11 protein-coding genes are annotated in these 13,214 nt (G+C 62.8%); 3 read left to right on the top strand and 8 right to left on the bottom strand.

All coding sequences use genetic code 11. The features are described 5' to 3' along the window. Positions 1 to 24: 24 nt before the first annotated feature. From queF to RTP54_RS21740, 3 genes are all read right to left on the bottom strand, one after another. Positions 25 to 489, bottom strand: a complete 465-nt coding sequence (gene queF / locus RTP54_RS21750; protein ID WP_112812151.1) for a preQ(1) synthase — start codon at positions 487 to 489, stop codon at positions 25 to 27. 122 nt (positions 490 to 611) lie between these two features. Beyond that, positions 612 to 1,529: a cation diffusion facilitator family transporter gene (locus RTP54_RS21745; RefSeq protein WP_312365767.1), complete on the bottom strand. Its 918-nt coding sequence runs from the start codon at positions 1,527 to 1,529 to the stop codon at positions 612 to 614. A 154-nt stretch (positions 1,530 to 1,683) separates the two neighbouring features. Continuing rightward, positions 1,684 to 3,234 (bottom strand): MFS transporter, encoded by a 1,551-nt coding sequence (locus RTP54_RS21740; RefSeq protein ID WP_312365766.1) that lies wholly within the window; start codon positions 3,232 to 3,234, stop codon positions 1,684 to 1,686. Between the two features lie 181 nt (positions 3,235 to 3,415). Between RTP54_RS21740 and RTP54_RS21735 the strand changes: the two genes are divergently transcribed. Beyond that, complete coding sequence (locus RTP54_RS21735; RefSeq protein WP_312365765.1) at positions 3,416 to 4,399, top strand: LysR substrate-binding domain-containing protein; 984 nt, start codon at positions 3,416 to 3,418, stop codon at positions 4,397 to 4,399. Between the two features lie 19 nt (positions 4,400 to 4,418). Here RTP54_RS21735 and RTP54_RS21730 read toward each other — a convergent pair whose 3' ends face one another. The 3 genes from RTP54_RS21730 to RTP54_RS21720 all read right to left on the bottom strand — a co-directional run bounded on the left by RTP54_RS21730 (position 4,419) and on the right by RTP54_RS21720 (position 8,990). Further along, complete coding sequence (locus RTP54_RS21730) at positions 4,419 to 6,608, bottom strand: anthranilate synthase (protein WP_312365764.1); 2,190 nt, start codon at positions 6,606 to 6,608, stop codon at positions 4,419 to 4,421. A 113-nt stretch (positions 6,609 to 6,721) separates the two neighbouring features. Beyond that, a complete protein-coding gene (gene trpLE / locus RTP54_RS21725; protein ID WP_202618528.1) occupies positions 6,722 to 6,766 on the bottom strand; it encodes a trpE operon leader peptide TrpLE in 45 nt (14 codons plus the stop codon). Positions 6,767 to 6,884: 118 nt separating this feature from the next. After that, positions 6,885 to 8,990 (bottom strand): TonB-dependent receptor domain-containing protein, encoded by a 2,106-nt coding sequence (locus tag RTP54_RS21720; RefSeq protein ID WP_312365763.1) that lies wholly within the window; start codon positions 8,988 to 8,990, stop codon positions 6,885 to 6,887. 295 nt (positions 8,991 to 9,285) lie between these two features. On the opposite strand from RTP54_RS21720, the gene RTP54_RS21715 reads away from it, so the two are divergent. Next, entirely contained in the window at positions 9,286 to 10,224 is a 939-nt protein-coding gene (locus tag RTP54_RS21715; protein ID WP_312365762.1) for an extensin family protein, read from the top strand. Here RTP54_RS21715 and RTP54_RS21710 read toward each other — a convergent pair. Beyond that, positions 10,221 to 10,673 (bottom strand): YiiD C-terminal domain-containing protein, encoded by a 453-nt coding sequence (locus tag RTP54_RS21710; RefSeq protein ID WP_312365761.1) that lies wholly within the window; start codon positions 10,671 to 10,673, stop codon positions 10,221 to 10,223. The two genes, RTP54_RS21715 and RTP54_RS21710, sit on opposite strands and share 4 nt — an antisense overlap. Before the next feature lie 236 nt (positions 10,674 to 10,909). On the opposite strand from RTP54_RS21710, the gene RTP54_RS21705 reads away from it, so the two are divergent. Continuing rightward, complete coding sequence (locus tag RTP54_RS21705) at positions 10,910 to 11,416, top strand: DUF1993 domain-containing protein (protein ID WP_312365760.1); 507 nt, start codon at positions 10,910 to 10,912, stop codon at positions 11,414 to 11,416. 95 nt (positions 11,417 to 11,511) lie between these two features. Here RTP54_RS21705 and RTP54_RS21700 read toward each other — a convergent pair whose 3' ends face one another. Then, entirely contained in the window at positions 11,512 to 13,191 is a 1,680-nt protein-coding gene (locus tag RTP54_RS21700; RefSeq protein ID WP_312365759.1) for a formate--tetrahydrofolate ligase, read from the bottom strand. Between the last annotated feature and the right edge of the window lie 23 nt (positions 13,192 to 13,214).

Here is a 13,214-nt window from a genome sequence, read left to right as displayed (position 1 = left end):
TGGCGGGCCAGGCCCGCCATTTTGTTAACCGCGTCCGCGATAGGTCGGCACGCCCTGATCGGGCAGCCACAGGCCTTCCGGCGGCTTGCCGGTCTGCCAGAAGACGTCGATCGGGATGCCGCCGCGCGGATACCAATAGGCGCCGATGCGCAGCCAACGCGGCGAAAGCAGGCTGACCAGCCGCTTGGCGATGTCGATGGTGCAATCCTCGTGGAAGGCGCCGTGGTTGCGGAACGAGTGCAGGAACAGCTTCAGCGATTTGGATTCCACCAGCCATTCGTCCGGCACGTAGTCGATGACGATATGGGCGAAATCCGGCTGGCCGGTCATCGGGCAGAGCGAGGTGAACTCCGGGGCGGTGAAGCGCACCAGGTAGTCGTCGCCCCGATTGCCGCTCGGCACCCGCTCCAGCACAGCCTCTTCGGGGCTCTGCGGCAGGTCGACCTTGGCGCCCAGTTGCGAAAGGCCGGATACGTCTGTCTTGCTCATTTGCCTGTGCTCCGTGAAATCTCGGCGGACGCGGCCAATAGGGCTTGCACCGTCACGACCCTGCCCGCGTGCCGCCCTTAAAGCAGAACTGCCCGGCTAAGGAAACCGGGCAACTGCATCGGTCAGTGGCGCGCCGCCGTCGTCTTGACGTGCACACCATGGGCCTTTTCGCCCTCCGGTTCCACATGGATGGCAATCTTGGCGCCGGGATGCACGACACGGATAGCATCCTCGATACGGTCGCAGATGTCATGCGCCTCGCCGACCGGCATCATTTCCGGCACGACCATGTGGAAGTCCACGAAGATTGCCGGTCCGGCCTGCCGGGTCTTGAGATCATGCACGCCCAGAGACCCCGTGGCATTGGCGGCGATCGCCTGCTTGATCGCTTCTTCTTCTTCGCCCGGCACCGCCCGGTCCATCAGCCCGTCGATCGAGCGCGAAATCACCATCCAGCCCTGGTAGAGAATGTTGCAGGCGACGATGACGGCCAGCAAGGGATCGAGGATCGCGTAGCCGGTGGCAATCGCAAGGCCGAGGCCGATCAGAACGCCGATCGAGGTTACCACATCCGAGAGAATATGATGGCCGTCGGCGCTGAGCGCCGGCGAGCGGTGCCTGCGGCCGGCATTGATCAGCACATAGGCCCAGACCGCGTTGATGACGCCGGCTGCAAAGTTGATTGCGAGGCCGAGCGCCGGGGCTTCGAGCAACACCGGCGCCATCATCGCCGGAATCGCTTCCCAGACGATCAGCAGTGCGGCAACGACGATCAGCACGCCCTCGATAACAGCGGAAAAATACTCGGCCTTGTGGTGGCCGAACGGGTGCCCGGCATCCGCGGGCTTCGCCGCATAGCCGATCATCAGATAGGCGATCACCGCCGCGATGACGTTGACGGTGGATTCGAGCCCGTCGGACAGAAGCGCGACGGAGCCGGTGACCCACCAGGCCAGAAGCTTCAGCCCTAGTACGGCCAGAGACAGCGGAATGCCCCAGAAGGCAAGGCGCAGGACGGTTCTGTTTTCGGATCCAGACATTTTGATCATTCCCTATGCAGATGCAAACGAGTTGCAAACGCAAGCCCATTGAAACGCAAAACCGCCCGCGCGAATTTCGCGCAGGCGGTTGTTGGGACGACATATGTGTCATCGGCGCCCCGTTGTCAAAGGTCGATCGACCCTATCGGGACTTTTACGGGTCGACGGCAGTGGCCGACACCAGACCGGGTTGGTCGTCAACGGTTTCGGCGTCGGCAGCACCCTTGCCGAGGGACAGGAAGACGACGACGGCAGTCGCAGCGGTGATCGCCGTCAGCACAAGGAGCAGCGTTGCGAACGCTTCGCCGTAGGCCTGAAGCATGGCCACGCGCTCCATCGACGGCACGATGCCGGCTGCCGCGGCCACATTGCCGGTGACGAGCCTCTGGGCGATATCGGCAGCGTGCCCACCCGCGCCGGCGCCAAGGTTCATCTGGGTAAAGCCGGACAGAAGCGCCGTCACCACCGCAAGCGCCACCCCTTCCCCGGCAACCCGGGTGGTGCTGAAGATGCCCGTCGCCATGCCTGCGCGCTCCTTCGGCACCACGCTGACGGCAAGGCCGTCCATCAATCCCCAGGGCAGGCTGACGCCGATGCCGACGACGAGAAGCGGTGCGATCAGCAGCTCCGGCCGACTGCCCACGGGCAGCTGGCTCAGCCAGGCAAGCCCCGCCGCCGACAGAAGCAATCCCGCCCCGCAGATGACCGCCGGCGCGAACCAGCGCGTCAACAGCCCGGCGGCGATCGGCAGCACGAGCAGCGGAGCCGACAGCGCGATCATCATCTGTCCCGCGGCAACCTCGCCCATGCCTTCGATGCCGATGAACCGGACGGGCAAGAGAATGAGCAGCACCACGAAACCGTAGGCGGGCGCTGCCGCCAGCAACTGAACGCCGACGAAGCGCGGATATCTGAACAGCGACAGGTCCAGCATCGGTCGCGCGACGGAACGTTCAACCCAATAGAAGGTGATGAAGAGGACGACAGCTGCGGCCAGGAGGCTGAGACCGAAAGGATCGCTCCAGCCGGCCTCGGGCATCTGCAGGATGCCGAAGGTCAGCAAGGCCAGCGCGAGCGTGAAGGTCAACGCGCCCTTCCAGTCGAGGCCGGCGGCATCCGGATCGCGTGTCTCCTTCAGGAAAATGGCTCCAAGCCCAAAAGCGAAGGCCGCAAGCGCAACGACGAGCAGGAAGATTGCCGGCCACCCGACCGCCTCGACCAGCAGCCCGGAAGCGATGGGTCCGAAGGCAAGGCCCACGCCGAAGCTCGCCCCGACGATGCTGAATGCCCGCAGCCGTTGCCCCTCTTCAAACTCCTGCGCCAGCGATGCCATGCCGCCAGAAAATGCGGCGGCCGCGCCGACACCCTGAAGCGCCCTCAAACCATCGAACCAGACGATGTCGCGGGCAAAGGCAAGGCCGAGCGAGATGAGGCCGAAGACAACAAGCCCGCCGAGAAAAAGGCGTTTGCGGCCGTAGGCATCGGCAAGCGCGCCCGCCGCCATCAATGTGCTGCCGAAGGTCAGCATGAAGGCGTTGGTCACCCAGTTGAGCGCCAACGGGCTTCCGCCGAGCGTCCGGCTGATGGCGGGCAACGCCACGGCCGGTCCGGTAAAGGTCAGCGGCATCGCCGCCGCCGCACAGCAGACGGCGACGAGAACGAACAGTCGTCCCGCCTTATCCTCATGTCTAGTCTTGTCTCTCATATCTGTCAGTCCGTCCTGTTCGAGCAAAGGAAGAACCCGCCGGGCGAGCGAATGCGGCCGGTCGAATGGTCCGTGTCAGTGGGTGTCGATTGACTTCATCAGGATAAATTGGACACAATGGATGCAAAATACCGCGCATGCGCCTGGCATGGCGGAACAAAACGCTCGAATAGGAGAGACGATGGACCGCCTGAGTGGGCTGACGGCTTTTGTTCGAACCGCCGATCTCGGAAGCTTCGTCGCCGCCGGACGGGTGCTCGGCCTCTCCGCTTCGGCCGTCGGCAAGGCCGTGACAGGGCTGGAGAAGCAGCTCGGCGTCCGACTGTTTCAACGCTCGACGCGCAGCCTCAGGCTGACCGAAGAGGGCCGGCTGTTTCACGAGCGCTGCCGCCGCGTGCTTGACGATCTCGACGATGCCGAAGCCTCGCTCGCCCAGGCGGTCGCCGCCCCGCGCGGACGCCTGCGCGTCAGCGTGCCGATCGTCAGCTATCACCTGCTGTTGCCGGTGCTTCCCGATTTCGTCGCGCGCTATCCCGAGGTCGAGCTCGATCTCGACTTCAACGATCGCATCGTCGATCTGATCGACGAGGAGGTCGATGTCGCCATTCGCAGCGGCGACCTGCCTGATTCCCGGCTGGTGTCACGTGCGCTTCGGCCCTTCCGGCTGCTCCTGTGTGCCGCCCCGGCCTATCTGGCAAGGCACGGAAAACCGGAATGCCCAAGGGACCTCGACGGCCACCGGGCAATACGGTTCCGCTTTCCCAACAGCCGCAAGCTGCAGGACTGGCCGATCGCCCTGCAGCCACAGGCCAACCTGCCGCCAATGCAGACGGTTCTGACCTGCAACAATATGGAAGCCCTGCGCGGCGCCGTGGTCAGCGGCCTCGGTATCGGTTGCATGCCGGACTTTCTGGCCCGTGGGCCGCTTGCCGACGGCACGCTTGAAACCGTGCTCGATGCCCACCTCGACGCACCCGGACAGTTCCATCTGCTCTGGCCGTCGAGCCGGCACCTGTCGCCGAAAGTCCGCGTCTTCGTCGACTTCCTGAGCGAACGGCTGTTTGCCACGCGCTGCGACATTCCGCAGGTGTCGGGCATCACCGGCGACGGCGTCGGCGACGGGACAAACGAAAAGCGCCGCCTCCTGTCGGGAGACGGCGCCTGACACTCTCAAGATTAGATGCTTAGGCGGCCTTGACCTTCGCCCGCTTGGCCAGATGCGCCACGACGTTTTCGATCATGCGCATGCCGGCGTCGCCGCCCAGCGTCATGATCGATTCCGGATGGAACTGCACGGCTGCCACCGGCTCCTTGGTATGCTCGATGCCCATGATCGTGCCGTCTTCGCTTTCGGCCGTGATCATGAAATCACGCGGAAGGCTGGACGGATCGGCAAAGATCGAGTGGTAGCGACCGACGGTCACTTCCTTGCCGAGCCCGGAGAAGACGATGCCGGGCTCGAGCACGCGAATGCGCGACGGTTTGCCGTGCATCGGGATCGCCAGTTGCCGGAGATCGCCGCCATAGGCCTCGGCCAGGGCCTGCAGGCCGAGGCAGACGCCGAAGATCGGCAGGTCTCTCGCCCGCGCCTTCTTGATCGTCGCCTTGCAGTCGAAATCCTTCGGATTGCCGGGGCCGGGCGAAAGCACGACCAGATTCGGCTTGACCCGATCGAAGATCTCCTCGGCGACCGGCGTGCGCACCGTAGTCACCGTCGCGCCCGTCTGGCGGAAGTAGTTCGCCAGCGTGTGCACGAAACTGTCCTCGTGATCGACGAGCAGGATGTTGACGCCCGCACCGACGGCCGCGACATCACGGCCAGCCTTGCCGGCATTGGCGGATTTCGCGTCACGAATAGCTGCAATCATGGCGGAGGCCTTCAGTTCGGTTTCGGCTTCTTCTTCTTCCGGGTTTGAATCGTAGAGCAGCGTGGCGCCCGCCCTCACCTCGGCGATACCGTCCTTGATGCGAATGGTGCGCAGCGTTAGGCCCGTGTTCATGTCGCCGTTGAAGCCGACCATGCCGATGGCGCCACCATACCATGCGCGCGGGCTCTTCTCATGGCTTTCGATGAAGCGCATCGCCCAGAGCTTCGGCGCGCCGGTGACGGTGACTGCCCAGGCGTGGCTGAGGAAGCCGTCAAATGCATCCATGTCGTCGCGCAGGCGCCCTTCGATGTGGTCGACTGTGTGGATCAGGCGCGAATACATCTCGATCTGGCGACGGCCGATGACCTTGACCGAGCCGGGCTCGCACACGCGGCTCTTGTCGTTGCGGTCGACGTCCGAGCACATGGTCAGCTCGGATTCGTCCTTCTTGGAATTCAGAAGCTTGAGGATCTGTTCGCTGTCGGCGATGGGGTCGTCGCCGCGCTTGATCGTACCCGAAATCGGGCAGGTCTCGATGCGCCGGCCGGACACGCGCACGAACATCTCCGGCGAGGCGCCGACCAGATATTCCTGGTTTCCAAGATTGATGAAGAAGGAATAGGGCGACGGATTGATCGCCTTCAGCCGGTTGGAAATCTCCGACGGCTTGCTGTCGCAGCGCTCGAAGAATTTCTGGCCAGGCACGACTTCGAAGAGGTCGCCACGGCGGAAGCTCTCCTTGGCCCTGACCACGAGCTCGGCATATTCGCCGGGACGATGGTCGCCATGCGGCGGAATGCTGTCGACGGTCTGAAACGGCTCGCTGGCGATTTCTTCCGCCTTGCCTTGGGTCGAGGCGCCGTCCTTGGCAAAGTCGTAGCGATCGATCCAGGCCTTGGCGGCATAGTGGTCGACGACCAGGATCTCGTCCGGCAGGAACAGCACCATGTCGCGCTGGTCGTCCGGGCGCTTCAGCTTCAGCTCGATCGCGTCGAACTGGAAGGCGAGATCGTAGCCGAAGGCACCGTAGAGCCCGAGGTTGGCATCTTCGGCCGAGTGGAAGAGGTTGGTGATTGCACGAAGCACGGTAAAGACCGTCGGCATCTTCGAGCGCTCTTCCTCGGTGAAGACGCGGTCGGGCGCATTGATCGTCAGGTCGATGCGGGTCGCAGTCGAAGAGACGAGCGTGATGTCGGCAACGGTTTTCAGATGGTCCGCGACGATCGCGAGCAGCACCTCGCCGCGGCCGTTATAGGCTTCGATCCAGAGCGAGCGACCGAAGGATGAGATGCCGAGCGGCGGATCGACGACGGCCGTGTCCCAGCGGGTGTAACGGCCGGGATATTCATAATTGGAGGAAAACACCGCACCGCGCCGCTCGTCCAGCTTGTCGACGTAACTGGAGATCGCATCGCCATAGGGCGCCTCGCGCCGCCTGCGGGTGACGACGATGCCGCCCTTTGTCGTATAGCTTTCCGCGCCGTCTTCGAGAATTACCGTTGCCATTCGTCTCGCTCCGTCAAAGCCCGGTTTTTCCACGCGGCCAGAATACGAAAAAGCCGCCTCGAAATCTCCGGGCGGCTTCATGTCTCAATCACGCATGACTGGTCAAGGCCGCCTCAGCGAGCCCACCACCAGATCGAAATGTTGCGTGCGCTTGTCATGGGCGAAAGTGTTAGCGCGGGTTGCGCCCTTGCGCAAGCGGGAAAAACAACCGTGCGAAAGCAAAAGAAAAGGCGGCCGCAAGGACCGCCTTTTCGACTGGAGCTGGATTTAAACCGATCAGAACTTGGCCTTGGCCGTGACCAGGAATGTGCGGCCCCGGCCGGTGTCGATGGAGTTGCCGGCAATCGTGCTCGACGAAGGCGTATAGGTCTTGTCGAACAGGTTGGTGACCGTCGCCGTGACCTCGAAACCATTCTCGAACTTGTAGTTCGCGAACATGTCGACCAGGCCGTAGCCCGGAACGATCGGCGGATTGCGGTTGATCGCACCGACGTTCGCGCTCGAGACGGCATAGAAGCGCGTTCCGACCGTCAGACGCTGGTCTTCGAGGAAGCGGGCACCGAGCGTGGCGCTGACGATGTCGTCGGGCAGATAGCTCTGGACGCCGAAGCCGTTGACCTGGGCCGGCAGCTTGCTGTCGGTGTGGGTGTAGGCGATGTCACCAAAGACGAAGCCGGCGTCATAGGCCGCCTGCAGCTCGAAGCCCTGAACGGTCGACGTGCCGGGCGTATTGACGAAGAAGATCTGACGACCGCCGTTGAGCAGGGCGGCGGTGATGTAGTTGTCGATCTTGTTGTGGAAGTAATTCGCCTTCAGGCGCAGGCTATCGCTCGAATCGAGCAGGCCATCGAAGGAGAAGTTGGCACCGACTTCCCAGCCCTTGGAGATTTCAGGCTCAAGGAACGGGTTGGGGAAGAAGGACTGGCCACTTGAACCCGGGTGCGTACCGCCGGCAAAGGTCTCGTTGACGGTCGGCGAGCGCGAGGTCTCGGCGTAGGTCACGTAGGGCTGGAACCAGTCGGTCGGGTTGAGCGCCAGCGTGACGCTCGGGTTCAGGCGCCCGTCCGACTTGTCAACCGTATAAGGTCCAGCCGGAAGGCCGATCGGGTTGCCGGCGACAACAGCGCCCGAACCGTCGAGGCTGAAGTGGTCCCACCGCAGACCGGCCGTCAGATCGACGATGCCATAGGTGAAGGTCGTATTGCTGAAGACGCCCGTCGTGGCATTGGTGCCGCTGCCGTTGACGCCGGCGCCGGGCCGCGCCGTGCTGTTGATGACGTTGTAGTCGTCACGGAAATACTCGACGCCATAGTTGGCTCGCACCGCCACTTCGCCGAGATCGAACAGCGATGTGTTGGAGATGTCGAAGCCCTTGCCGGTATCGGTGATCTGGCGGCCGGCGGCCGTACCACCACCGTTCACGTCGGCGCTGTACTTCATCTTAAGCCGGTTCCAATAGGCATTGGCGCGGAAGTCGATGAGTTCGTTATCCGGCGTGTAGGAGTAGCTTGCCGCCAGCGTCTGGTTCTTCACGTTCTGGAAGTAGGAGTTGGCGAAGAAGTCGTTGTCATAGGTGATGCCGCTGAACTTGAAGGTGTGATCCTGGTCCGGCGTCACCTCGAACTTCAGCATGCCCGACAAGAGGTCTTCCTCGGTGTAGGGAACCTGAATGCCATTGCCGTTGTCGTAGTTGCCCGGATCGGCCTTGCTGATGCCGCCCAGAACCGAGAACACGTCGTTGAAGCGATAGGCACCGATCAGCGATTCCGACCAGCCGGCGCCGTTGGTGCCGTAGGTCGCCGATGCGACGCCGCCGTAGTTCTTGCCGTCCTGGATCAGGTCCTCGACGTCATAGGTCTTGAAGTTGACCGAGCCGGCAAGAGCACCACCGCCGACACCGTTGACGGCGCCACGGGTCACGTCGATCTCGGACAGGAATGCCGGGTCGAAATAGGCAAAACCCTGCGCTTCGTGGCCGGTGAAGCGGAAGTTCTGGCGCACGCCATCGATCATCATGTTGACGCGGCCAGAACCTTCGAAACCGCGAATGTTGACAGCGACGCCCGGATTCTGCGGGTTGTTGGCCGTCGACGTGCCGGGAACGCCGCGCAAGAGGTCGTCGGTTTCAAGTCCGGACTGGAGATCGATCTGGTCGCTCGTCACCACGCTGACCGGGCCAGCCTTGGCATAGGGGTCGCCGGTGCGTGCGCCCTTGACGACGATCGGCGACAGGAAGGTTTCGCCCTTCTTGGCGGCCTCGGCCTTCTGTTCGTCAACCTTCGGCGCTGTGCTCGCGGTCTGCGCGAAGGCACCGGTGGCAGCAGAAAGTGCTAGTGTTGTCGTGCAAGCCAGAAGTGCCAGGCGACGGTGCCGGTTGAGCATGGACCAATCCTTTGAATTCATGGGCCGGGCTTGCTGTTGAGCGGCGAACTCAAGGGGCTGGCTGGGCGTGGGTTCGAATACGTTGCGACATTGCGTCGCCTCATTTAAGCCGCATAAAAAACATGACTATTGTTGTCAACATAGAAACGCTTCCCCCACAATTTATGGGATCGTCCCAATTCGGTGCGTTGCCGAACTGCAACGCTCTTTGCCGTCAGGTCGATGAAACCAGATGGCTTCCCATGCGTTCCTCCCCCTCTTGGGCTGTCGCTCCGGACGTCGTGAAAGGATACGCATGCGCTGCCATATCCCGCTGATTTTCCTGTCGACATTGCTGCTCACCGGCGCAAGCCTCCCCAAAAACGGGCCCCTTCCCTCCGACAAACCGCCGACCGAAACGAAGGCCGAGGCGCCAGTACCCGCACCTGAAGAGAAGCCGGAGACGCCGGCAACGAAGGATGGGCACAGCAAGGGCAAGAAACCTTTCGTTGAAAAGCTGGACGACCAGCCACCGACGCCCGAGCCAAAGCCGGCGGAAGGCACAAAGAACCAGAAGGCGGGCGAAAAAGGTGCCGATGACAAGAAGGGCGACGCGCCGGGAGAAGAAAAGGAAAAATCTGCAGACGACGCGACGGACGCGGCCCCGATCACCTACCCGCCGGTCGAAAACGAGAACCCGGCCGATTACGCCAAGTGCCTGTCAGACCTCAAAGCACTCGGCGCCGTCTTCACCGAAGCCAGCCGCATCGACGACGGCAAGGGCTGCGGCATCGACAAGCCGCTCGACGTCACCAGCGTCCTGCCCGACGTCAAGCTGGCACCCAAGGGATTGATGCGCTGCGAGGCGGCGCTGGCGCTGGCGCGATGGACCCGGGACGCGGTGCAGCCGGCGGCCGACGTGGCCTTTGCCAAGGGCGTGACGGTCAAGAGCCTCAATCAGGCCTCCACCTATATCTGCCGGCTGCGCAACAATGCCAAGACCGGCAAGATCTCCGAGCATGCGCACGGCAACGCCGTCGACATCGCCTCGTTCACCTTCAGCGACGGCAAGACCGTCGAGATCCAGCCACGCGACGAGGACGGCACCATGACCGGCGCCTTTCAGCGCGCAATTACGGCCTCGGCCTGCCTCTACTTCAAGACGGTGCTCGATCCCGGCAGCGACGCGGCGCATGAGACGCATCTGCATCTCGACGTGATCGAGCGCCGCAACGAATACCGTTACTGCCGCTAGCCCGCGACGTGCCCGAGCGCGACGAACTCGCCCTCAAAACGCCCGGCAACGTCGTCGCCATCGAGCAGTTCGGCCGCAACGACGATCCGTGCCTTGCCGCGCCGATGAAACATGCGCAGAAAATCCGGCCACCGGCCAATGTCTGCAAGTGTCGAGCGTGCAGAAAATGTGCCGGCAACTGGCCTCATGTAATCCATGCGGTTGCTCTGGATGACGAGGCGCGCCGGAACGCCGGCGCGGCTGAGACGCACATGCAGCAGCGACCAGGCCGACAGGATCGACAGCGCCGAAGCGCTGCCGCCAAAGACCGTCTCCCGATGATTGATGTTGGGTGCCAGCGGCGCCGAAAGTCGGACGTGCTCGTCCGTCACCTCGTCGACGTGAACCTGCATCGCTGCCGACAGCGGGATATGGGCGTGGAGATAGGCTTCAAGGTCGTGCGGGGTCATCGGCGGTTTCAATCCGTTTCGGGCTGAAGGCGTGTTTTCCGGAGGGGATCCACGATCTGCGCATGAAGGACAGCTTATCGTCGACGAGCACGCAATCACCAGAGTTCGCGCGCCGGATTCGTGCTCGCAATTTTCGCCCGAAGGCAAAGATGGTGCATGCGCCTTGCAGGAACCGGTTCGGTTTACCAGATAGCAGTCCAGACCAATCGCAGCCCCCAACGCCCGAGGAACCATCCATGGCGCTCACGATGTACCGGCTCTCCGTTCCCACCTTCGTCCACGGCTTCGGCGTCCTCGGCAAACTGCTCGACAAGGCCGAGGTCCATGCCGGCGAGACCGGCCTTTCGCTCGACGACCTCGTCAACGCCCGGCTCACGGCCGACATGCTGCCGCTCTCGGGACAGGTCCAGCGCGCCAGCGACACGTCGAAGGGCACTATCGCCCGGCTGACCACACTTCCAGTGCCGAGCTTTCCCGACGAGGAAAAGACGTTCGCGGACCTGCGCGAGCGCATCGCAAAGACGGTCGCCTTCCTGGAAACGGTGCGACCGAGCGATCTCGACGGCAGTGAAACCCGGGAAGTCACGTTGAACTTCACCAAGCTGAAGATGACGCTCTCCGGCGAGGACTATCTCCTGAAGTTCGTGCTGCCGAACTTCTACTTCCACCTGACGACCGCCTACGACATCCTGCGCCACAAGGGCGTTCCGGTCGGCAAGGCGGACTTTATCAGCCTCAGCTGAGGCGGCACGTGAAATGAAGCGTGCAGCGCTTCAGGTAAATTCCGCAACGCCTCGAATTGATTCCGCTTTGAGGCGTTGCGGATGATCGCGTTCGGCTAGAACAGCCCTTCGATGTAGCCCTGCTGGTTGAGATAGATCTTCTCCGACGACGGCACCTTCGGCAGGCCCGGCATGGTCATGATCTCGCCGGTGATGACGACGACGAAGCCGGCGCCGGCGGCAAGCCGGACTTCGCGGATCGGCACCGTGTGGCCGGTCGGCGCACCGCGCAGGTTCGGATCGGTCGAAAACGAATATTGCGTCTTGGCCATGCAGATCGGCAGGTTGCCGTAGCCCTGGTCCTCCCAGGTGCGCAACTGGTCACGCACGGACTTGTCAGCGATCACCTCGCTCGCGTGGTAGATGTCCTTGGCGATCGTCTCGATCTTGTGGAACAGCGACATCTCGTCGGGATAGAGCGGCGAAAACTGTGAATGACCGCCCTCGGCGAGTTCCGCTACCTTTCGCGCCAGCTCCTCGATGCCGGCCGATCCCTCGGCCCAATGGCGGCAGAGCACGGCTTCAGCACCGAGCGTTGCGACATAATCCTTGATCGCCTGCACTTCGGCTTCGGTGTCGGAGGTGAAATGATTGATCGCGACGATCGCCGGCACTCCGAATTTCTTCACGTTCTGCACGTGGCGACCGAGATTGGCGCAGCCCTTGCGCAGCGCCTCCAGGTTCTCCTTGCCGAGATCGTCCTTCTTCACCCCGCCATTCATCTTGATGGCGCGGACGGTCGCGACGATGACGGCGGCATCGGGTTTCAGCCCTGCCTTGCGGCACTTGATATCGAAGAATTTTTCCGCTCCGAGATCGGCGCCAAAGCCGGCTTCGGTCACGACATAATCCGCAAGTTTCAGCGCCGTGGTCGTCGCGATCACCGAGTTGCAGCCATGGGCGATGTTGGCGAAAGGACCGCCATGCACGAAGGCGGGATTGTTTTCCAGCGTCTGCACCAGATTCGGCTGCATCGCATCCTTCAAGAGCACCGTCATCGCCCCATCCGCCTTGATGTCGCGGGCAAAGACCGGGCTCTTGTCGCGCCGGTAGCCGATGATGATGTTGCCCAGACGCTTTTCCAGATCCTTCAGGTCCGTCGAAAGACAGAGGATCGCCATGACCTCGGAGGCGACGGTAATGTCGAAGCCGGTCTCGCGCGGATAACCGTTGGCGACGCCTCCTAGCGAACCGACGATGCTGCGCAGCGCCCGGTCGTTCATGTCCATCACCCGTCGCCAGGTGATGCGCCTGATGTCGATGTTCTGCTCGTTGCCCCAGTAGATGTGATTGTCGAGCAGGGCCGACAGCAGATTGTGGGCAGAGGTGATGGCATGGAAATCGCCGGTGAAGTGGAGGTTCATGTCCTCCATCGGCACCACCTGGGCATAGCCGCCGCCGGCTGCCCCACCCTTCACCCCGAAGCAGGGGCCGAGCGACGCCTCGCGGATGCACACGACCGCCTTCTTGCCGATGCGGTTGAGCCCGTCGCCGAGACCGACCGTCGTCGTCGTCTTGCCTTCGCCAGCCGGCGTCGGGTTGATTGCGGTCACCAGGATCAGATGGCCGTTCTTGCGGTCCTTCTGGGCGGCGATGAATTCCGCGCCGATCTTTGCCTTGTCATGGCCGTAGGGCAGCAGATGCTCCGGCGGAATGCCGAGTTTCGCGCCGACCTCCAGGATCGGCTTCTTATTCGCCGCACGCGCGATTTCGATATCGGACTTGACCTCCGCCATGGGTTTTCCCCTCCCCCCAAACT

It is taken from the genome of Ensifer sp., from assembly GCF_031989085.1.
Lineage (GTDB): Bacteria > Pseudomonadota > Alphaproteobacteria > Rhizobiales > Rhizobiaceae > Ensifer.
This window is presented reverse-complemented; position numbering and strand designations above follow the sequence as displayed.